Source organism: Anaerotignum lactatifermentans DSM 14214, assembly GCF_900142265.1.
Lineage (GTDB): Bacteria > Bacillota > Clostridia > Lachnospirales > Anaerotignaceae > Anaerotignum > Anaerotignum lactatifermentans.
The window spans coordinates 22405-45168 of record NZ_FRAH01000026.1; the positions used below are offsets into that span (position 1 = coordinate 22405).

Sequence of the window (22764 nt, forward strand, 5' to 3'; positions counted from 1 at the left end):
TGTTATAATAAATAAATTATGGATGATATGCCATGAAGAAAAGAAAGAGAATTTTGCGGGATTTAGGAGAAATGAAAGATGGGAGAAAACAGAACAGATTATCAGCATAGACGCAGACGCCCTGTGCATCCCCAGTATGAACAGGAGCAGAGAAGGGGCAGCCGGACAGAGCGGCTGCGGGAACAGCGCTATGCGGAAGAAGAGATGCGGATGCAGCAGGAGCAGCGCCGCAGAGTAGGCGCCAGAATGCAGCGCAACCATCAAAAGCAGATGGAAATGCGCCGCAGACGTAAAAGAGGGGAAATCATTCTTTGTGTACTGTTGGTGGTGATCCTTGCGGGGGCTTTTGGGGCAGCCAAACTGTACGCATCTTTGAAGCTTTGGGAAGGCAAGGCGGAAAAATCCGATTTTGTGGCATCTGCGGATGTGTCTACGGAAGCAAAAGACCAATTGCTGAATATTGCTCTGCTGGGAACTGACGGGGACGGTTTCCGAACGGACGTGAATATAGTAGCAAGCTTAAACCTGACCACGAAAGAAGTGCATCTGATTTCCGTGCCAAGAGATACTCGAGTGGTCATGACCGATGATATGATCGCTTATCTGGAGAAAAACGGCAGAACAGTCCCTCAGGCAAACGGTGTATATGGTCAGTGCAAGCTGACAGAAGTACATGCTTATGCAGGTGAAGGCAATCGCAGTACCTTCTCCGTAGCAATGCTGGAAGAAATTCTGGGAATCGACATTGACTATTATGTGAAAGTGGATCTGGATGCTTTTAAGGATATTGTAGACGCCGTTGGCGGCGTGGAATTTGATGTACAGGAACGGCTTTATTACAGCGACCCTGCTCAGGGGCTGTATATTGACCTGTATCCCGGTCCGCAGCTGCTGGATGGGGAAAAGGCAGAAATGCTGGTACGTTTCCGTGAAGGATATGCCCAGAAAGACCTGAAGCGTATCGAAGTGCAGCAGGAATTTTTGAAAGCCTTCATTTCACAGGTTTGCAGCAGCGATAAGATCATGAGCAATCTGGACAGCTACATCAAAATCTTCATGGAAAAAGTAGAGTCTGACATGCCTGTGGCAACAGCCCTGAAATATGCAGGATATATCAAAGAAATCGATCCGGCTGCTATCACAACAGACACCATTCCCGGTGAAGGCGGCGCTTATTTCGATATGGACGAAGAAGGCACCAAAGAATTGGTAGACTACCGGATTTACGGCAAAGAACCACCTGCCTATATGACAGATGACGGCACAGAAACAGATGGATTGACAGACGAAGAAACGACAAACCAGACGAACGGGTGATAAATAGCATGAGAGGAAAACAACGCCGCAGCAGCGGACACAGAAGCAGCAAGCGGGATGGGTCTTATGAAAAGCCGCAGAAGAAAAGAAAGCCCTTTCGACCCATACGTACATTTTTCAAAATTGTGGTATCCATTGTTATGGCATTTTTGATACTATCAGGCGGCGCAGCCTTCGCTTATTACAAAGTGACGGGCGAATCTCCCTTTGGCGGATATGTGGGCAGCGGTTCCAATCTGAATCTGCTGGATGCTATGCTGGGACGGGATATCAAGCTGAATGTGGCTGTTTTTGGGACGGATAAAGAAGGAAAGCGTACAGACGTTATGTTCGTGGTCCATTATGAAAGCGCCAACGAAAGTCTGGATCTGCTTTCTCTGCCTCGTGACACGAGGGTATCTGTCTGTGATGAAGTTGCGAAAAACTATGAAGAAACCGGACGGGTATATAATCAGGTAACAAAACTCAATGCCATCCATTCTTACAGCGACGAAGACAACTGCTGCCAGAATACGGTATTGCAGATTGAAGACCTGTTGGGCATCAACATCGACCACTATGTCAAAATTGACTTGGATGCGTTCCGCAAGATTGTAGACACTGTAGGCGGCGTAGAAGTGGACGTGCCCCAGGATATGGACTACGAAGACCCGGCACAGGATTTGTATATCCATCTGGATGCGGGCTTGCAGACCCTCAACGGCGAGCAGGCGGAACAGCTGGTACGTTTCAGAAAGTATCCTACAGGGGACGAAGGACGTATTGAAGTACAGCAGCTGTTCTTGAAAGCGCTGGCGGAAAAAGTGCTCAGCTCTGAAAGCATTTTGAAAAATCTGCCGGAGTATATCTCTATTCTTTATAAGGATGTGCAGACAGACATTTCCCTGACAGATGCGGTGAAATACGCCAACTATATAGGGAAAATCGACATGAATAAAATCAACATGCAGACATTGCCGGGGGCTGGTCAGTATGTAGGCAATGTGTCTTACTTCATCCATGACCCTGACGAAACCTCTCTGCTGGTGGATCAGATCTTCTATCAGGAGCATGTGACAACGCCGGAAGGGCAGACAGCAAGCAGCAGCAAAGGGCTGACCATTGAGGTCTGCAACGGCGGCAATGTGAATGGTCTGGCAAGAAGATTTTCAGACGAACTGGCAGCGGATGGGTATACAGTGACGGAACCTACCACTTATGACGGAAAACAAGTGGAAAAAACACGTATCCAAGTAAAAGAAGCTGGTACAGGCAGCGATCTGGTTTCCTATTTTGCCAATGCGGCAGTGGAAACAGCGCCGGATGAACTGCCTACGGGCGTAGATATTCGTATTATTTTGGGGACAGGAGAAAGCTGAGGCTGAGAAAGGAGCATTCCATGGCAACGGAAGAAATGATGGTAATTGGCATTGCAGGCGGTACAGGCAGCGGGAAAACAACCCTGACCAATCGCTTGAAAGAACGCTTTGGGGATGAAGTGACAGTCATTTATCACGACAACTATTACAAAAGACATGATGAACTGACATATGAAGAGCGTTGTCTGCTCAATTATGACCATCCAGATGCCTTTGATACAGACCTGATGATGGAACATATTCGGGATCTGCGGGCAGGAAAGAGCATTCAGTGTCCTGTTTATGACTTTACGGTGCATAATCGTTCTGACAAAACCGTTGAAATCCATCCCACAAAGGTGCTCATCATCGAAGGGATTCTGATTTTTGAAAATAAGGAACTTCGTGACCTGATGGACATCAAGGTGTTTGTAGATACAGATGCAGACGTGCGTATCCTGCGTCGTATCCTGCGGGATGTAAAAGAAAGAGGCAGAAGTCTGGAATCTGTAGTAGACCAGTATTTGCAGACCGTAAAGCCTATGCATGAACAGTTTGTGGAACCCAGCAAACGGGGCGCTGACATCATCGTGCTGGAAGGCGGACAGAACGTGGTGGCGCTGGACATGATGATTCAGCGGATTTATGGTCATGTTTATGGCACCCATGTGAAATAAGGAGCAGAAGTATGGATTGGAAAGGTAATTTACAGAAGTCTGTCATCTGGGGCATTTTCTTCAGTGCGGCAGTCCAGATCATTGCAGAGAGAGGGCATGTGAATATCATGAAATTCATCGCTTTTGCATTGTTATTTGCGGTGCTGTATTTCCTCTGGCTCACATTGACTGGAAATCGTAAATAAAAAAAGAAAGCCGGAATCCTTGGGATTGTAAGGATTTCGGCTTTTTTGTTTTCAAACGCGTGGCACTTCTGCCCGTTTTTCGCCGCAGATAAGCCCCAGACTGACGCAAAGGCTCTGGTTCACTGCCTCCATGATTTCCGTATCCAGATGACAAACTTTTTCCCGCAGCCGCTGTTTGTCAATGGTGCGGATCTGCTCCAGCAGCACAACGGAGTCTTTGGGCAGGGCGTATTTGGCTGCCGCAAGGGCAATATGTGTGGGCAGTTTTGCCTTGTTCATGCGTGATGTAATGGCTGCGCAAATGACCGTGGGGCTGTATTTATTGCCCATGTCATTCTGTATGATGAGCACAGGGCGCACGCCTCCCTGTTCACTGCCCACAACGGGACTTAAATCCGCATAAAAAATATCTCCTCGTCTGATCGTCATAGAATCACACCCTCCGCCGTTAGAAATCCGTCAGGCAGAACTGCGTCAAAACCATGGTTATGTATTGCGCTGACGTAAGGGAGTATGGCACGCTGGGACAATTTTTATGCAGGAATCCGAAATAAATTTTCGTCAAAATGCGGGTTGTATGTAAAAGTGGTGTAATCCAGACGCAAGCACTCCTTCCCATCAGCATCGTAGAGGGAAAGGCGGACAGGCAGCAGACTTTCGTTGTCTACCCACAGTTTTTCAGAAGCAAGCTGGCTGCCGTTTTCAGGAATGACCGCTTCCAGCACCGTACAGCGGCTTTCATCAATGGCGGCTGTTTCCACGGAAACCCCTTCTGACTGGAGATAGTTTTTTAGGAATTGCCCTAGAAATAATTCATTGCGCCGCTGGGATTCGGGCACTTCCCGTTGAACGGATTCTTTCAGACGGGGATTATACTGGCAGACAGTTTTGCCGTCAAAGACGGTGTAATTACCTTTGGCGGAGTCGGGAGAAAGCATTTCCATACGGTATTCTCCAGTGGATTTGAAATCCTGTTTGGTTTCATAAACAGTTTCTCCTTTGTTGGAATAGATGGTAAGGGTAGCTAGGCAGGAATAGCCTTCCATGTCCGTCAGTTTTTGCTGGATGGCAGCCATGGGTGTGATTTCCTCCTTTTGGCAGCCGCAGGCAAAGCAAAACAGCGCCAGTACATACAATATCAGGCGTTTCATAAAATACCTCCTTTGATTTGGACTTTTCTATCAGTTTATGAAAGGGACAGAAGGCCTATGAGAGTTGGGTTACATAAGATTACAAATTTATTAAGTTTTTTCGTGGGACGAGAAAAAAGCTGGTTTTTGTGGTAAAATCTTTATGTATGCGCAGTTTGGACGGTTACTTTTTGCTTTTTTTCTCCAGAATATGGAACAAAGGTGAAAAGCAGGCGTCCAACCATCAGAATCGAGAGAAAGGGAGTGCGTGGGAAAATGAAAAAAAGATTCTACGGCATCAAGCGGTTGCTGGCTGCTTTTGTGGCAGCAACGCTGACATTTACTGCGGCAGGAGTGACAACGGTATTTGCTGCCCAGACAGTTTATGAAAACAAAACACAGGAAACCATCACCAGAGGGGTGACATATGAAAAGAACAGCCGCATGACAACAGACGGTATTCAGGACATTTATGTGCTGACCATCGACCTGACAGAAAGCACACTGGAACTGAAAGAAGTGGAAAGCAAAACAGAATATGGTCTGAAAGAAACCGTACAGAAAATGCTCACAGACAACGGCGCCATTGCTGGTGTGAACAGTGACTTCTTCGGTATGGCAGGTACATATTCCGCAGGATTTGGTCCTGTTGTACGCGACGGAGAACTGGTTTCTGCAGGGACAAGCATCAACCAGGACAAAAACCAGTATGGTACGTATGTAAAGGATAAAAACGGCAATTCCATCTTCACTTACTTCAAAACAACCGTGAAGTTCTCCAATTCCGCAAAGACCATTGATCTGGCATCCATCAACAAAGTGACCAGCATGGTATTCCCTATACTGTTTAACAGAGAGGCTGCTACAAGCACTGCGGATCTGGACAAACGTTTTGACAATCTGGTGAAATTTGTGGTACAGAACAACACTATTACATACATTTCCCAGAAAGGGGAAACTGTGGAAGTGCCTGAAAATGGCTACCTCATCGTCATGAGCGGCGATTATTACACAAATGCAGCTTCTGTATTCAAAGTAGGCGACCCTGTTACATTACAGGTAAGCTCTACCATCGACTTTGACCAGATCGACACAGCTTTCGGCGGCGGCGGACTGTTGCTGCTGGACGGTCAGGAAGCACCTGCGACTGACATCGTAGCCGCAGGCAGACAGCCCAGAACAGCTTTTGGTGTTTCTCAGGATGGTACCAAAGCCATCATGATGGTTGTTGACGGTCGTGGGGACAGCATTGGCGCAACTCATTCCGAAATGGCAGCCCTCATGAAAGAATACGGCGCTTATGAAGCATTGCATCTGGACGGCGGCGGTTCTTCCACCATGGTGGTGCAGACCGTTGACGACGCGGCACCTCAGCTGCAGAACACACCTTCTGACGGGGCGCAGAGAAAAGTTATTGCTTCCGTAGGTGTATTCCAGACAGCACCCAAAGGCGAAATCAAAGAAATCGGCATCACAACTGTGAACCAGCATACACAGCCCGGCAAAACAGCGGAATTCACGGTTTACGGTCTGGATGAATACAAAAACCGCATTTACATCGCACCGGAAGATGTAACTTTTGAAGTGGTTGGTGTGGAAGGCACATGGGATGGATATCTGTTCCAGCCTACCACCACAGGGGAATACTCCGTTGTGGCAACTTATGGCGACGGTTTGACAGCAGTGGCAAATGCGACTTGCTATCCCACAGCCAGACTGAAAGCGACATATCCTGATGCAAGCATCAAAAACGTAGGCGGCACCACAAACATTTATGTGACCGCTTATGATACAGAAGGCTTCGGCAGAGCAGTTACAAATGACGTAACTTACACCGTAGCAAATCCTGCTATCGGTACCATGAACGGCAACACCTTTACTGCAAAGGCAAAAGGCTCCACTTATGTGAAATGCAGCTGGGCAGGTCAGGACACTTATGTGACCATCACCGTTGGCGGTGCAAGCAAAGTGACAGCGCCTGCAAGCACATCTGCCGCAGATCCTTTGCAGCAGACTGTAACAAAACAGAATGACGGCGCATTCTATCTGAATATCACTGGTGAACTGAAATACACCGGCACTGGCAAGGTAGATGCGACAACATACAACGCACAGAGAAGCCGCGTACGTTCTGCAGCTGACAGCGGCGCAGATGTGACCGTTTACGGCGGTCCTTGTGACATCACCACACCGACCGTACAGGACAGCCTGACATGGAACGGCAGCTACCGCTTCATGAACAGAGATGGCGCTTCCGTGGTACTGCTGGCAGCAAGTCAGGGTATCCGTAAGACAGATCCTTCTCAGTACGGACGTTTCACACAGGATATTGCAGCGGCAGGCAATGACACCATCATTTTTGTCACAGATAAAACACCTTCCGATTATCCTTCCGCAGCAGAAGCAGATTACTTCCGCGCAATTCTGAACAAATATGTGGAAGACGGCAAAACAGTCTTTGTGGTATCCTGCAGCGGCAATGCTTACTGGGCTTCCACAAAGGACGGTGTGCGTTACATCAATCTGCCTGACCTGTGGAGAGCAGACGGCACAGCAAACAGCAATGTATATATGCTGAAATTCCGCATTGCAGATGACGGCGTGACATATCAGCCTGTGAAAGTTTGAAAATCATGAAAAACAGTGGGAAAATAGAAGAAGTTTCTTAAAATTCCCCCATGTTTCTTGTAAAATCAGTAAGAATACGGTAGTATAAGGTGGGTAGATATTCTCTATCCACCTTTCCTTGTGTTTCGGGGAAAGAAAAAGAGAAATCAAAGAAACTTCAGGAGAAACAAAATGACGACTCAGAAAAAAAACAGCGCCGTGAAAGCGGTCAGCTTTATGATGCTTATTACTCTGGTGGGAAAAGTGCTGGGGTTGGTGCGAGATCAGCTTTTGGCAGCCAATTACGGCAACGGCATGGCGGCGGAGGCATTCACCACAGCCAGCTTGATGCCGCGAACCTTTTTTGATGCGGTATTCGCTTCGGCAATATCCGCCAGCTTCATTCCCATATTCAATGAATATCTGAAGAAAAAAGGGAAGAAAGAGGCATTTGCTCTTTCCAATCGTTTCATTACCCTTATGGGATTGGTGACACTGCTCATGACGGTGGTATGCGAGATTTTCTCCAGCCGGTTTGTATGGCTTTTTGCGGCAGGCTATGACAACGAAACGGCAGCACTGGCGGCACAGCTGTCCCATGTGATGTTCCCGACCATTTTCTTTACGGGCATTGCCTTTTCTTTCGTGGGGATTTTGCAGTCTTTGGATGAATTTAACGTGCCGGCGGCTTTGAGTGTGGCTTCTAACGCCGTGATCATCCTGTATTATATTTTCTGGAATGACCGTTTTGGTGTATATGGTCTGGCAGTGGCTTTCCTCATTGGTTGGGCTATGCAGGCCATCATCCAGATTCCTTCCATGATGAAAAAAGGGTATTTCTACCGCCCGGATTTTCGTTTCCGGGATGAAGGCATACGGAAGATTCTGATTCTCATGCTGCCTGTTATGGTAGGCACATGGATTCAGCCCATCAACCTGATTATCAATAACCAGTTTGCTTCCCATCTGGATATGGGGGTAACCACATTACAGTATGCAAACAACTTATATACCATTATTGTTGGGGTATTTGTTCTAGCCATTGCCAATCTGATTTTCCCGAAACTTTCCCGTATGGCAGATGATGCAGAAGGGGACGGCTTTGGACAGACCGTACGAGTGACCCTGCGGTCTATGATGTTTTTCCTGATTCCCATGATGGTTGGGCTCATGGTATTGAGCAAACCACTGGTAAAACTCATTTACGAAAGAGGCAGTTTTGACGCCCTGGGAACAGAAATGACAGGAACGGCTCTGTGCTTCTTTGCGGTGGGCATGATTGGCTATGGTGTGCAGACCATTTTGAGCCGTGTGTTCTACGCAAAGCAGGAAGGAAAAATGCCTCTGGTGGCTGGCATCATTTCCATCGGTGTCAATGCCGCTTTGTGCTGGCTGCTCATGAAGCCCATAGGGCTGGGTGGTCTGGCGCTGGCTTCCGCTGTGTCTTCCACAGTGGCAGCGCTGATTCTGTTTGTGCCGACAGTCAAACAGTATCCGGGGATTCTGGATAAAAAACTGGCGGCGGATTTGTGTAAAATGGCAGTATCCGCTTTGGTGATGCTGTTCTGTGTATATCTGCCTTATCATTTCTTGGCAGCAAGAATGGGCGATGGGCTCATTCCACGGGTGATTCTGGTGGGCGTTCCTACCTGTATTGGTATCGCCATATATATGGTGCTGACTTATGTGCTGCGGGTAGATGAAAGTCGTTTTGCGTTCTCTCTGGTAGGAAAATTCCTCCACCGGGGCGGCGGCAATCCTCCCACAGGGGGCACACCGGAAAAGAAATCCGAAGAAAATACCCAACAACAGAAAGGACGGGAGGGTATGACGGACAAAATCTCTCTTTATATCGAGGACAGCTTCTTCTTCCGCCTGATTCATGGTTTTGTGATCTGGTTCTGGGGCATCTGGTCTCAGAGTTTGACTTACCGGGCTTACCGCAGACTAGGACAGGCTGTGGGCAGAGCTTTCTGGGAAAGCGGTATCTTTACATTCCTGCGTCATAACTGGGACTATTGGATTCGTTCCGCAAGGGGACGGCTGCCCCATCTGCTTCATGGCCCTGCCAAAAGATGCGCTGTGGCAGTGCAGGAAGAAAAAGGCTTCGCGGCTACCATGGTGGCAGAAAGCGCCATCCTGCGGCTGTGTAACCAGAATTTCCTCATCATTTGCATCTGCGCGCTGGCAGTTGCCATTCCCATACTGCCGACTATGCTACAGGCGGTACTGGCGGCAGGCACCTTTGCCTTGTACGTTATTAACGTATGGATGGGACGCATTCGTATGCAGCGGACAGCTCTGGTAGGGGTGCTGGTAGGGCTCTTTGCCCTCTGCGTGGTATATGGGGCGCTGACCAGTTATCACTTCCCTAAAGCTGTGATGGTCATGGGCATTTTTCTGGTATTCCTTTCTGTGTTCTTCGTATGCAGAGACTGCATTGACACAGAAGAAAAACTGAATCTGGTATTGTTTGTTTTGATTGCTACAGGGGTGCTCATTGCCCTGTATGCCATTTTCCAATATGTGGTGGGCGTGGAAATGGACGAAGCATGGGTAGACGCCGAAAGCTTCGACATCACCACACGCGCTTATGCCACATTCAATAACCCCAACGTATTAGGGGAATATCTCATTGTTATCGGCTCTTTGGCGGCAGGGATGATGTGGAAATGCCGCAACTGGGCAGGCAGACTGTTCTACACAGGCTGCTTTGGCATTTTATGTCTGGGTCTGCTGGCTACCAACTCCCGCGGAGCTATGCTGGGGCTCATGTTTGCCGCAGGGCTTTTCGTACTGCTGGCAGAACGGCGGCTCATTCCCATTGGGATTGTAGCGCTGCTGGCAATGCCTTTCATACTGCCAAGTAGTTTGTGGGAACGACTGCTCAGTTCCGTTACCATGAGCGACTCGTCTTCTCAGTATCGTCTGTCCATTTATCAGGCGGGCTTTGACATGATTCGTCATTACTGGGTGACAGGTATCGGCGTGGATGCCTTCAATGAGATTTATCCGTTGTTCTCTTTGGAAGCGGCAAATGCTTACCATGTCCATAATTTATTCTTACAGGAATTCATCGAACTGGGCATTGTGGGCTTCAGTGTATTTTTGGCGTTGGTGCTGCTGTTCTTCCAGAAGATTTACAGCACCATGGCAAGAGCTGCAAGAAGATACCGCTTCATTCTGGCAGCAGTATTCGGCGGCTTTGCAGGTATTTTGTTACAGGGGATGACAGACCATATCTGGTTTGATTACAGCATTGTGCTGCTGTTCTGGTGTGTACTGGGCATCGGTATGGCAGCCGTGAGATTGGGAGAAAAATCATGGAGAAAGAAAAACTGAAAATTTATCATGTATTGACAGACCGCAATATCGGCGGCGCGGGACGGTGGCTTTTGAACTACCTGAAATACTGCAACCGGGAAACATACGATGTACGGGTGGTACTGCCTGCGGACAGCCAGCTTTGCCCTGTGGTGGAAAGTCTGGACATTCCCGTCATCAAAATGGATGCCATGGCAGACAGCTCTTATGACAAAAAGGCACTGGCACCTCTGACAGAACTGTTCCGCAAGGACAAGCCCGATGTGGTGCATACCCATGCCAGCCTGACAGCCAGAATGGCAGCGAAAAAAGCAGGTGTGCCCCGTATCTTCCATACAAAACACTGTATGGAAAACGTCAGCGGAAACACAATGAAAAGACTGGCAAAACGGATGGTGAACCATCGTTACAGTGACAGAGTCATTGCCGTGAGCAAAGCCGTAAGAAAGAGCATGATTGCCGGCGGCACAGACCCGAAACAGATTGTGACTATCTACAATGGCATTGAAATGCTTTCCCCTCTGACACCGGAGGAAAAAAGGGCGGTACTGGCGGAATACGGTGTGCCCGAAGGTCAGAAAGTTGTGGGCATCGTTGCCAGACTGGAAGAAGTGAAAGACCATGATACCTTCCTGCGGGCGGCAGAACGCATCTGCAAAGAACGGCAGGATATCACATTCCTCATTGTGGGCACAGGCAGCCAGATGGAACGGCTGAAGGCGGATGTGAAAATGATGGGGCTGACAGAAAAGATTTTGTTCACAGGCTTTGTTTCCGCTGTGGAACGGCTGGAAGCGGCACTGGATGTGGCTGTTATCACATCTAAAGAAGAAGCCCTGTGCCTTTCCCTTATTGAGTCCATGAGCGCAGGGGTGCCTGCCGTGGGCACAGACAGCGGCGGCGTCAGCGAAGTGGTGCGCCACGGGGAAAACGGCTATCTGGTGGCAGTAGGGGATGACGAGGATCTGGCAAGACGGATTCTGGAAATCCTTTCCGACAGAAGTCTGTATGAAAGCATGAGCAAAAAAGCCATGGCGTGGACAAGAGAAATGTTCACAGCAGAATTGATGGCGGCAAAAATGGAAAAACTGTATGCGGAGGCAAGAAAGTGATGGAAAAGACAAAAAGCAGAAAGATATTCGGTCTGTTCAACGGTCTGGATATTTTGATCATTCTGGTTCTGCTGGCGGCAGTGGCATTCGGTGTGTACTGGGTTGCCGGCGGAAAAAACGGCGGCGGCGCTGCAGCAGAAACCAAAACATACACCTATGTGGTGGAAGGCAGACAGGTTTTGAACGAAACAGCAAACTTCCCTGAAGAAGGGGGCAAGGTCTTTGACAGCACCAGCTCCGCATATCTGGGAACAGTGAAAAGCTGCTGGACAGAACCTTTCCGGGAAGTGAATTTCAATCGTACCACAAACAAGTATGAAATGCTGCCGGTACCCGGCTACTGCAATATTTATGTGGAAATTGAAGGCAGCGGCACAGAAACCGATCAGGACATTACCGTAGAGGGCAATGTGGTAAAGGTCGGCAAGGAACAAAATGTGAAAGGCAAAGGATACGCCTTCAAGGGTTATATTGTAGAAGTAAGGGATGGTGAGTAATGTGGCAAAAAGACGACCCAATATCATAGATTTGCTGATTCTGGTGGTTGTGGTGGCGCTGGTTGCTGTAGGGGTATACAAATTCGGCGTTGTCAACCAGAAGGAATCTGCCGGCGTAACAGCAGAAGCATCCAAAGTGACTTATACAGCCTTTATTGACGATGTGCGTATGGCAACAGTCAATGCCCTGCATGTGGGGGATACCATGTACGACGCAAAAACAAATACTTACATCGGCACCATTACCGATGTGCAGTATGCGCCAAAGATGAAAAACGTCATTGACAACAGCGGCAACACCATTCTGGTGGAATATCCCGAATATTACGGGGTTACTCTGACGCTGGAAGGCAATATCATTGAAAAGGAAGACGGCTACTTCGCAGAAGGCACTGTGGAACTGAAAGCCAATTCCGAAATGGAAGTTTATACGAAATATGCGCAACCCAAGATGAAAGTAACTTCAATTGATATTTGACAGGTGGGACGAATATGAAATATAAAGTATTGATGACGCTGATGGGATTGGATATCGGCGGTGCGGAAACTCATGTAGTGGAACTTTCCAAAGAACTGAAAAAACAGGGCTATGACATCATCGTTGCATCCAATGGTGGTGTTTACGAACAGGAACTGGCGGAAGCGGGGATCCGTCATTACAAAGTGCCCATGAATCAGCGCAATGTAATGAAAATGTTGAAATCTTATATGCTTCTGAAAAAGATCATCCGCAAGGAAAAACCGGACATTGTCCATTCTCATGCCAGAATCCCCGGCTTTATCTGCGGCATGCTGAAAAAGAAACTGAAATTTACATTTGTCACCTCTGCACACTGGGTATTTTACACAGGGATGGGGCTGAAATATCTGACCAACTGGGGTCAGAAAGTGGTTGCTGTCAGTGAGGACATCAAGCAGTATTTGATGGACAACTATCATGTGCGCAGCGAAAATATTTTTGTAACTATCAACGGTATTGACACAGACAAGTTTTCTCCCGAAACAGACAGCACCAAAGTCCGTCAGGAATTCCATCTGACAGGGGAAGAACCCACACTGGTTTATGTGAGCCGTATGGATGAAAGCCGTGCCATGGTGGCAAGACAGCTCATTGAGATTACACCAAAGCTGGCAGAAAAGATTCCCGGTCTGCGTATCATCATCGTAGGCGGCGGCGATGTCTTTGACGAACTGCTGGAAAAGAGCAAAGGTGTCAACAAGAAGCTGGGCAGAGAATGCATCACCATGACTGGCGCAAGAACGGATATCAACGAACTGGTTTCTGTGGCAGACGTATTTGTCGGTGTGAGCCGTGCGGCACTGGAAGCTATGGCGGCCGGCAAGACGGTTATCGTTGCGGGGAATGAAGGCTATATTGGTCTGTTTGGCGAAGATAAACTGGCTATGGCACAGGAAAACAACTTCTGCTGCCGTGGATGCGAAATGTCTGAAGAGGACAAGCTCTACAGAGATACCGTATACGCTTTCTGCAACATGACACCGGAAGAAAGAGAAAAAGCCGGCGCTTACGGCAGAGAAGTGATCTTCCGTTATTACTCTGTGACAAGAATGGCACAGGATAGTGTAAAGGCTTATGACGCAGCTTGGAAGGAAAGCCACGAAAAACAGTATCATGTGGTTATGAGCGGCTATTACGGCTTCAATAACACAGGTGACGAAGCTATCATGCTTTCTATGCACAAGAACATTCAGGAATTGGGGGACAATTACCACATCACGGTACTGTCCAACAAACCAGTGGAAACAAGAGAAAAATACGGCATTGAAGCCGTTTATCGTTTTGGTGTGCGGGATGTGCTCTGTGCCATCCACCAGAGCGACGCCCTCCTTAGCGGCGGCGGATCTCTGCTTCAGGACAGCACCAGCACACGTTCTTTGATGTACTACCTTTCCATTACAGCGGCGGCGAAATTCATGCGGAAAAAAGTCATGCTTTATGCCAACGGCATTGGTCCTGTTTCCGGCAAGCGCAACCGCAGACTGGTGAAACAGGTGGTGAACAAGGCTGACCTCATTACATTGAGAGAAGAAAATTCCTACGAAGAATTGCTGAGCATGGGTGTGAACTCGAAGAAATGCTTTGTGACCGCTGACCCTGTATTCACTATGGACGGCATTGCAAAAGAAGATGCATACCGTCTGCTGGATAAGGAAGGTATTCCGCAGGATAAACCTTTGGTAGTGGTTTCTGTAAGAAATTGGCGGGATATGGATAAATTCATTTCTCGATTCGCAAAACTCTGCGATACCATTGTGGAAAAATATAACCGGAATATCGTCTTTTTGGCAATGCAAATGCCAAACGATATTACCATCAGTGAGAAAGTCCAGAAGAAAATGGAACAGCCTGCTTATATCCTGCGGGGCAGCTATACCCCCAGCGAAGTCATGGGCATCATTTCCACAGCAGACTTTATTCTGAGCATGCGTCTGCATACACTGATTTTTGCAGCAAGACAGCATGTGCCTCTGGTGGGCTTTGTATATGATCCGAAGATTGAATACTATCTGGAAAAACTGGAAATGCCCAGCGGCGGCGATCTGAAGAGCTTTGATATGGACCATACACTGGGACTCATTGATGATATTGTGAAAAACAAACAGGCTTATGTGGCAAAACTGGAAGAAAAGGCAAAACACCTGAACCAGATGGCACACCGCAATGAGAAATACCTCATGCGCCTGCTGGAGAAACGGAAATAAGGGGGACAAGGGCAGTTATGAGAAAAATGACACAGATTTTGGATGTGCCTTTTGACGCTTTGACCATGGCAGAGGCTGTGGAAAAGGTCATGGTATTTTTGGCAGATGATAAACAGCATTACATCTGCACACCCAACCCGGAAATCGTTATGGAGGCGCAGCATGACAAAGAGTTGATGAAGATTCTGCGGGAAGCGGACCTGGTAGTGCCCGACGGCATCGGCGTTGTATGGGCAAGTCGCTACAGTGAAATTTTGCTGACAGAAAGAGTGGCAGGCTATGACCTGACACAGAATATTTTCAGCCGCATTGCCGGAAAGAATGAAAGTGTATACTTTTTCGGCGGTGCACCGGGCGTGGCTTCCACTGCCGCAAGACAGATGAAAAAAGTCTATCCCGGTCTGAAGATTGTCGGCGGACATAACGGTTATTTTGACGCAGAAGAAGAAAAGAAAATCATTGCAGACATAAAACGTCTTTCTCCGTCCATACTATTGGTAGGACTGGGCGCACCCAAACAGGAAAAATGGATTTACGAACATCTGGAAGAAGTGGGTGCAAAGGTTGCCATTGGCGTTGGCGGCAGTTTTGACGTTATGGCAGGCAATGTGAAACGGGCACCGAAGCTGTTCCGGAAATTAGGTCTGGAATGGTTCTACCGCCTCATCACACAGCCCACCAGATGGCGGCGTATGATGCGTCTGCCGAAATTTGCGCTGACAGTCCTGAGAAAACAGAAAAAGAGATAATCTCGGGAAAAAGGCGGCGAACAGAATATGGAGAAAAAGAAATATGCGGCATATGGTATGCTTTTGGCAGGAACGGCACTGCTGGCTGTAGGCGTTCAGAATTTTCTGGAACCTATGGAATTGGTGGCAGGGGGGATTTCCGGTCTGGGGATGATTCTGGATGATGTATCCCGCAGGCTGGGCGGTCCGGCTGTTCCCCTGTGGCTGGTGAATACAGCCCTGAATGTGCCGCTGTTTCTTTTGGCGTGGTACGCACAGGGAAGGCAGTTTTTGGGGAAAACCATACTGACTTCCCTTTTGTTTTCTGTGATGCTTTACATTGCGGCAAGATTTCCTATGTATCATGGGGATTTGCTGACAGCGGCAGCTTATGGCGGTGTGTTTATGGGGGCTGGTCTGGGATTGGTGCTGCGGGGCGGCGCGACCACAGGCGGCGTGGATTTGGTGGCGGCATTGCTTCATGACGGGTTTTTCCATCATGTTTCTGTGGCAAGGCTGGTGCTTTTTCTGGATGGCTCCATCATATTGCTGGGATTGGTGACTTTTGGTCCTACCCATACCCTCTATGCCATTCTTGCTGTGGGCATTATGGAGAAGGTTATGGATCGTGTGGCAGAAGGCGGCAGTGCTGTACGGGCAGCAGTTATTGTGACAGAAGAAGGCAAAGCCGTGGCGGAAGGGCTTTCTGCTCTCAGGGGCAGAGGGGTTATGTCACTTTTGGATATGGAAAATTGTCCAGAAAAAGGGCAAAATGTGCTGTATTGTGTTTTTTCGCAAAAAGACCTTTCTCTGGTCAAAAGTCTTATCATGAATATTGACAGAAAGGCATACTTTCTCTTGTCAGATATGCGGGATGTTTTGGGGGATACGGAATTTCATAAGTAAAAAAGACGAAGCCGAAAAAGCCGGAAAAAAGGCTTTTGGGCATTCCGTGAACAAAAATCAAGACAGTTTAGATAAAAAAAGGCTGTGTTTTTTATGAAAAAATAAGGTCGAAAGAGAATTTGTATGTTTTTTTTGCAAATTCTCTTTCTTTTTTCAGCATTTTGTTATAAAATGTATTTAGGCTATTTGAATAACACAGGGCGATACTGTTTTTCGGCACTTTTGACAGGAATCCTGTCTGTTCAAAGGCAGGCGACACATAGGAGAAAAAATAATTCATTTGAGGTGATAGCGCATGATTTCCAATCAGATTTTACAGAGTACCATTGATGGACTGAAAAACATTACGAGAAAAGAATTGAGCGTCGTGGAGAAGGAAGGCAAGGTCATTGCTACCACGGAAGAAAACATGATTGGACGCCAGATTGACGCGGTGGAAAATTTTGTGGGCTCTCAGGCTGAAAGTCAGTTGATTCTGGGTTATCAGTATTTCAAGATTTATGATAACGGCGTACCCGAATATGTGGTACAGGTTAAAGGCGAAGATGAAGAAGGCTACCGTATCGGTAAGATTGCAGCGTTCCAGATTCAGAGTCTGCTGGTGGCTTATAAAGAAAGATACGACAAAGACAACTTTATCAAAAACCTGCTGCTGGATAACCTGCTGTTGGTAGATATCTACAGCCGTGCGAAAAAACTGCATATTGAAAATAATGTAAGCAGAATCGTATACCTGATTGAAACAAACATTGACAAAGAAATGAATGTTGTGGAAATCGTCAGAGGCATTTTCCCTGCAAAAACAAAAGACTTCGTAACAGCAGTGGATGAACACAGCATCATTCTGGTAAAAGAACTCCGTGACAAAGAAGCAACTGACGAAATCGACCGCATTGCGAAAGTTATCGAAGAAACACTGAACACAGAAACAAACAGCAAAGTTTACATTTCCAGCGGTACTGTTGTAGGCGACCTGAAAGACGTATCCCGTTCTTACAAAGAAGCCAAAATGGCTCTGGAAGTTGGCAAAATCTTTGAAACAGACAAATATATCGTTAACTATGAAAAACTGGGCATCGGTCGTCTGATTTATCAGCTGCCTCTGCCTCTTTGCAGAATGTTCATCAAAGAAGTGCTGCATGGTTTGACCATGGATGATTTCGACGATGAAACACTGGCAACCGTCAACAAATTCTTTGAAAACAACCTGAACGTATCCGAAACCAGCCGTCAGCTGTATATCCACAGAAATACATTGGTATATCGGCTGGATAAACTGCAGAAAATGACAGGTCTGGATCTGAGAAACTTTGATGATGCCATTATCTTCAAAATCACACTGATGGTAAGCAAGTACATGATGTACATGGACAAAATGGCTTATTAAGAAAAGAAGTATTGAAATCTCCTGCCAATCAATGGCGGGAGATTTTTTATGGAAAAAACATTCATGGATTCTTAAGAATCTGGAGGGGGAAATTGGGTTGTTCCTGCTTTTTTTCTGTGATATAATCGAAAAAGCACGAAATGTGCCTTTCACAACTGAAAACAGGGGCGAATGAGTGACCGTCTTTCGGGGAAAACGGAAGGCGGTCTTTTTGCGTTTTTTTGGTAAAAACCGCTGAAATTAACGGAAAATTCATATTTGCCAAAGGTTTTGCCCTTGTGAGGGTACCTGTTTTATGCTATAATTTTATGGTGTTTGGGACGGAAAAAGAGAGATTTGGCTGTTTTTCCGTCAAATTTTGTAAAGAAAGGGAGATACGTTTTGATTCGACTTAACGATGTAACAAAAGTATACCCCAATGGCTCAAAAGGCGTTGAGGGACTGAATTTACATATCAAAAAAGGCGATTTTGTATTTATCGTAGGCTCCAGTGGTTCCGGTAAATCTACTTTGATTAAACTGCTCTTGAAGGAGCTGGACCCCACTTCCGGGGAAATCATCATCAACCGGGTAAAAACCAATGAGCTTTCCAGACGGCAGATTCCTTATCTGCGTCGTAATCTGGGGGTAGTATTCCAGGATTTCCGTCTGCTGCCCAACAAGACCGTGTATGAAAATGTAGCATTTGCTATGCGAGTTATTGAGGCACCCAGCCGCATCATCCGCAGAAACGTGCCTGCGGTACTGGCACTGGTAGGTCTGGGACAGAAGGGCAGAAGCTATCCCAACCAGCTTTCTGGTGGGGAACAGCAGAGAACAGCACTGGCAAGAGCCATTGTAAACAATCCGCCTATCCTGATCTGTGACGAACCTACAGGTAACCTTGACCCAGATACAGCATGGGGCATTATGCAGCTGTTGGATGATATCAACAAACGCGGCACTACCATCGTTATGGCAACACATGCGAAGGATATTGTAGATGCCATGCAGAAACGCGTGGTTACTTTGAAACGCGGACATATTATCAGAGACATAGAAAAAGGTGGGTATGACGATGAGGCCTAGTACAATCCGATATTTTTTGAAAGAAGGTTTCAGCGGGCTGAAAAAGAATCTGCTGATGACCGTGGCTTCTATCATTGCGGTAGCGGCCTGTATTTCCATCATGTCCTTTTCCTACTGCGTGGTAAGCAATCTGCAGTATATGCTGGATCAGATGGAAGATTCCATTGGGATCTCCGTATTTCTGAAGGGTGACCTGACCAGTGAGGACATCGAAAATATGAAAACGACCATTTCCGGACTGGATCATGTGACGAATGTAACGTATATTTCTCCAGCAGATGCGCTGGATCAGCTGAAAGAACAGTGGGGGGCTGATGAAGATATTTTCATTGGTCTGGACGATACCAATAACCCTCTGTCCCACTCTTTCCAGGTGGAACTGGATCAGATCGAATCTCAGGATGCCGTATTGGCTGAACTGCAGAAAATCGAAGGCGTTGATAAGGTAGAATACGGACAGTCTTTGTCTGAAATGCTCATGAGCGTCAGCAACGTATTCCAGGTAGCTGGTATTCTGGTTATGCTGGTGCTGGGTGTGATCTCCGTTATGATCATCATCAACACCATTCGTATCTCCGTTATGAACCGTCGTGTGGAAATCAACATTATGAAATATGTTGGTGCGACAGACTGGTTCATTCGTTGGCCGTTCATCATCGAAGGGATTATCATTGGTCTGATCGGCGCGATTTTGCCTATGCTGGTGGGGATGCCCATGTATGGCAAAACCGTAAGCCTGTTCTACAACCATATTCCGTTTGTAGAAAACTTCGTTCGTTTCCGTGTGGTTGGCGATGTATTTTCATTCGTCCTGCCTGCGGCGCTGATTTTTGGCATTTTGCTGGGTGTGGTAGGCAGTGTGACTTCCATCCGTAAGCATTTGCAGGTATAACCAAAACAAAAAATCCCTGTGGTCGAAAATGTGTATGCATCATTCGTCCACAGGGTTTTGTATTTTCTAAGAGGATATTTCCCAAAAACATGACATAAGGATAAAAGAAGATAAAACAGCGAGGCGATGACATTTGCAGAAAAAAGATTTTTGGAAGGGCTTCGGGGCTGCCTTTGTTTTACTGGCAGTGATTTATTTTGGGGGACAGTTTTTGGCACAGATGAATATTGCACTGCCTTTTGGCATGAGCAATACGGCAAAGATACGTCAGATCGAAGAAATGCTGGATACGTATTATGTAGAGGATTATGACAAAGAACTGGCGGAAGAATTGATGTATACGGGACTGGTTGCCGGTGTAGGGGACCCTTATACATACTATCTTTCCGCAGACAGTTTGGCAGAACAGGTGGAAAAGAACAGCGGGCATTTTGTAGGCATTGGCGTAGAAATTTACGCAGGCGATGATGGCTACATTGTTGTCAGCAGCGTGACACCGGGCGGTCCTGCGGAAGCGGCTGGCATTCTGGCAGAAGATAAAATCACAGAAGTGGATGGCGAAAGCATCACCGGCAAGACGGCAGCAGATGTTTCTGCTTTGGTAAAAGGGGAAGAAGGAACAGATGTGACGTTGACCATTTTCCGGGAAAGCACAGGAGAAGTGCTGGAAAAAACAGTGACCAGACAGGATATTCAGGTGCAGACCGTTTCCTGGTGTATGATGGATGACAATATTGGGTATATTTCCATTACGAACTTCCGGGAAAATACATACAATCAGTTCAAAGAGGCTCTGGATACGCTGGAAGCAGAAGGCATGGAAAAACTGGTGCTGGATCTGCGGAACAATACCGGCGGTCTGGTAAAATCCGCCCATGAAATCGGGGAAGAACTGCTGCCGGAAGGCATCATGGTTTACACCATGGATAAGGAAGGAAACAGAGAAGATACTCTTTGCGATGATGTTTATAACGATGTGCCTATGGTGGTGCTGGTCAATGGAAATAGTGCCAGTGCAGCAGAAATTTTGGCAGGCGCTATCCAGGATACAGGCAGAGGCGAACTCATTGGTACAACTACTTTTGGCAAAGGTCTGGTACAGCGGCTCTTTACATTGCCCGATGGTTCCGGTTTGAATGTGACCATTCAGAAATACTATACACCCAATGGTACTTCTATCCATGGGGTAGGCATCACACCAGATTATGAGGTGGAACTGCCGGAAGAATATGCACAGCAGACAAACATTCCCGCTGAGGCAGATACACAGCTGCAGAAAGCCGTGGAAGTTTTGTCGGAAAAAAACATATAATATTGTAAAAAAACAGATTTTTTCGGAAAAACGGCTTTTCAACAGGCTTTGTTTTCGGTATACTGATAAGAAGAGTATGAGCAGATAGACGAAGGAGAAACGATATGTTAGACTTTATGAGTTTTGGCGAGAATATCGGAATCGACCTGGGGACGGCAACGGTTTTGGTTTATATCAAGGGACAGGGCATCGTCATTCGGGAACCTTCCGTGGTAGCCATTGACAAAGACAGCAATTCCATTCTTGCAGTGGGCGAAGAGGCAAGACGTATGCTGGGCAGAACGCCAGGCAATATCGTTGCCATTCGTCCTTTGCGTGAAGGTGTTATTTCCAATTATGATGTAACAGAAAAAATGCTGCAGTATTTCATTGAAAAAGCATTGGGCAAACGTTCTTTCGTGAAGCCCACCATTGCAGTTTGTGTACCAAGCAGCGTAACAGAAGTAGAAAAACGTGCCGTTGAGGACGCCACCAGACAGGCAGGCGCAAGACGTGTGCACATCATTGAAGAACCCATTGCAGCAGCCATTGGTTCCGGTATTGATATTTCCAGAGCATGCGGCAGCATGGTGGTAGATATCGGCGGCGGTACTACAGACATTGCGGTTATTTCTCTGGGTGGTACTGTTGTAAGCTATTCCCTGAAGATTGCCGGGGATAACTTTGATGATGCCATCATTCGTTATATGCGTAAAAAACATAACGTACTCATTGGGGAACGGACAGCAGAAGAACTGAAAATCAAGATCGGCACCGCTTTTGAAAGAACTATGCCAGTGACACTGGATGTCCGCGGCAGAAACTTGATTACTGGTCTGCCTAAGAATATCACCGTAACCAGCGATGAAATGCTGGAAGCACTGGAAGAATCCGTAGAAGCCATTGCGGAAGCGGTTCACAGTGTATTGGAGAAAACACCACCTGAACTGGCAGCGGATATTTATGAAAGAGGCATCGTTATGACTGGCGGCGGCAGTCTGCTCTATGGTCTGGATAAGCTGATCCAGAGCAGAACAGGCATCCATGCCATGGTGGCGGAAGATGCTGTCAGCTGCGTAGCCATTGGTACGGGCAGATATATTGAATTCATGTCAGACAATGGTCCTGACGAAGAACGCCCTGGCATCATCTCCGGTTTTCTTGATAAAATCAAGAAAAGATGACATTTCAACAGACATATTCCTTATGGAATATGTCTGTTTTCTTTTGGGTGCTTTAGCTTAACAAAACCCCTAGTTCTACTAGGGGTAAATAAAATACTTTAGTATATAAAACCTCCTGATTATAATTTTAGAATGAAGGTTTGGCGACCGCATTACTAAAACAAATCAGGAGGTTTTTGACATGAAAAATGAAATAAAAAATACAGCACATTCTAAATACAGATGCCAATATCATATCGTATTTGCACCGAAATATAGAAGAAAAGTGATATACAAAGAATTAAGAGCAGATATAGGACAAATAATTAGAAAATTGTGCGAAGAAAAGAAAGTTGAGATTCTTGAAGCACAAGCTTGCCCAGACCATATCCATATGTTAGTAAGTATACCACCATATC

The 22764-nt window shown here is 46.8% G+C and carries 20 protein-coding genes; 18 read left to right on the forward strand and 2 right to left on the reverse strand.

Features of this window, described 5'->3' with window-relative positions; genetic code table 11:
- The first annotated feature begins 78 nt into the window (after positions 1–78).
- From BUB35_RS08545 to BUB35_RS19045, 4 genes are read left to right on the forward strand one after another with little or no spacing between them, the layout of a single operon-like run.
- Positions 79–1317 carry an LCP family protein gene (locus BUB35_RS08545; protein ID WP_072850858.1) on the forward strand — a complete coding sequence of 413 codons (1239 nt, stop codon included), beginning with the start codon at positions 79–81 and terminating at the stop codon, positions 1315–1317.
- Positions 1318–1325: 8 nt separating this feature from the next.
- Entirely contained in the window at positions 1326–2675 is a 1350-nt protein-coding gene (locus tag BUB35_RS08550; RefSeq protein ID WP_072850859.1) for an LCP family protein, read from the forward strand.
- A gap of 20 nt (positions 2676–2695) precedes the next feature.
- Positions 2696–3331, forward strand: coding sequence for a uridine kinase (gene udk / locus BUB35_RS08555; RefSeq protein ID WP_072850860.1), 636 nt, complete (start codon positions 2696–2698; stop codon positions 3329–3331).
- Positions 3332–3342: 11 nt separating this feature from the next.
- Positions 3343–3516 carry a hypothetical protein gene (locus BUB35_RS19045; RefSeq protein WP_159432877.1) on the forward strand — a complete coding sequence of 58 codons (174 nt, stop codon included), beginning with the start codon at positions 3343–3345 and terminating at the stop codon, positions 3514–3516.
- Between the two features lie 51 nt (positions 3517–3567).
- Here the strand turns inward: BUB35_RS19045 and BUB35_RS08560 are convergent, their stop codons facing one another.
- The gene (locus BUB35_RS08560) at positions 3568–3945 is read right to left on the reverse strand and encodes a type II toxin-antitoxin system PemK/MazF family toxin (RefSeq protein WP_072850861.1); all 378 of its coding nucleotides are present in this window, start codon (positions 3943–3945) and stop codon (positions 3568–3570) included.
- A gap of 104 nt (positions 3946–4049) precedes the next feature.
- Entirely contained in the window at positions 4050–4667 is a 618-nt protein-coding gene (locus BUB35_RS08565; RefSeq protein ID WP_072850863.1) for a LolA family protein, read from the reverse strand.
- 255 nt (positions 4668–4922) lie between these two features.
- Here BUB35_RS08565 and BUB35_RS08570 point away from each other — a divergent pair, with 255 nt between their 5' ends.
- The 14 genes from BUB35_RS08570 to tnpA all read left to right on the forward strand — a co-directional run.
- A complete protein-coding gene (locus BUB35_RS08570) occupies positions 4923–7274 on the forward strand; it encodes a phosphodiester glycosidase family protein (protein ID WP_072850865.1) in 2352 nt (783 codons plus the stop codon).
- 171 nt (positions 7275–7445) lie between these two features.
- Positions 7446–10595 (forward strand): murein biosynthesis integral membrane protein MurJ, encoded by a 3150-nt coding sequence (gene murJ, locus BUB35_RS08575; protein ID WP_072850866.1) that lies wholly within the window; start codon positions 7446–7448, stop codon positions 10593–10595.
- Positions 10577–11689, forward strand: coding sequence for a glycosyltransferase family 4 protein (locus tag BUB35_RS08580; RefSeq protein WP_072850868.1), 1113 nt, complete (start codon positions 10577–10579; stop codon positions 11687–11689). Before murJ ends, BUB35_RS08580 begins: the two co-directional genes overlap by 19 nt.
- Positions 11689–12186, forward strand: a complete 498-nt coding sequence (locus BUB35_RS08585) for a DUF4330 domain-containing protein (RefSeq protein WP_072850870.1) — start codon at positions 11689–11691, stop codon at positions 12184–12186. The genes BUB35_RS08580 and BUB35_RS08585 overlap by 1 nt, the downstream gene beginning before the upstream one ends.
- Before the next feature lies 1 nt (position 12187).
- Positions 12188–12664, forward strand: a complete 477-nt coding sequence (locus BUB35_RS08590; protein ID WP_022254744.1) for a DUF4330 family protein — start codon at positions 12188–12190, stop codon at positions 12662–12664.
- A gap of 14 nt (positions 12665–12678) precedes the next feature.
- Positions 12679–14910 carry a polysaccharide pyruvyl transferase CsaB gene (csaB, locus tag BUB35_RS18510; RefSeq protein WP_084730623.1) on the forward strand — a complete coding sequence of 744 codons (2232 nt, stop codon included), beginning with the start codon at positions 12679–12681 and terminating at the stop codon, positions 14908–14910.
- 17 nt (positions 14911–14927) lie between these two features.
- Positions 14928–15659, forward strand: coding sequence for a WecB/TagA/CpsF family glycosyltransferase (locus tag BUB35_RS08610; RefSeq protein WP_072850873.1), 732 nt, complete (start codon positions 14928–14930; stop codon positions 15657–15659).
- 27 nt (positions 15660–15686) lie between these two features.
- Positions 15687–16544, forward strand: a complete 858-nt coding sequence (locus BUB35_RS08615) for a YitT family protein (RefSeq protein ID WP_072850875.1) — start codon at positions 15687–15689, stop codon at positions 16542–16544.
- 295 nt (positions 16545–16839) lie between these two features.
- A complete protein-coding gene (locus tag BUB35_RS08625; RefSeq protein WP_022254748.1) occupies positions 16840–17931 on the forward strand; it encodes a PucR family transcriptional regulator in 1092 nt (363 codons plus the stop codon).
- A gap of 381 nt (positions 17932–18312) precedes the next feature.
- Positions 18313–18999, forward strand: a complete 687-nt coding sequence (gene ftsE / locus BUB35_RS08630) for a cell division ATP-binding protein FtsE (RefSeq protein ID WP_072850879.1) — start codon at positions 18313–18315, stop codon at positions 18997–18999.
- Complete coding sequence (gene ftsX / locus BUB35_RS08635; protein WP_072850881.1) at positions 18989–19891, forward strand: permease-like cell division protein FtsX; 903 nt, start codon at positions 18989–18991, stop codon at positions 19889–19891. The genes ftsE and ftsX overlap by 11 nt, the downstream gene beginning before the upstream one ends.
- A gap of 133 nt (positions 19892–20024) precedes the next feature.
- Complete coding sequence (locus BUB35_RS08640; RefSeq protein ID WP_072850883.1) at positions 20025–21203, forward strand: S41 family peptidase; 1179 nt, start codon at positions 20025–20027, stop codon at positions 21201–21203.
- Between the two features lie 104 nt (positions 21204–21307).
- On the forward strand, positions 21308–22366 hold the full coding sequence (gene mreB, locus BUB35_RS08645) for a rod shape-determining protein MreB (protein ID WP_242949224.1): 1059 nt from the start codon (positions 21308–21310) through the stop codon (positions 22364–22366).
- A 181-nt stretch (positions 22367–22547) separates the two neighbouring features.
- Positions 22548–22764, forward strand: a 217-nt coding sequence (gene tnpA / locus BUB35_RS08650; protein ID WP_143158963.1) for an IS200/IS605 family transposase, incomplete at its 3' end; no start/stop codon positions are given.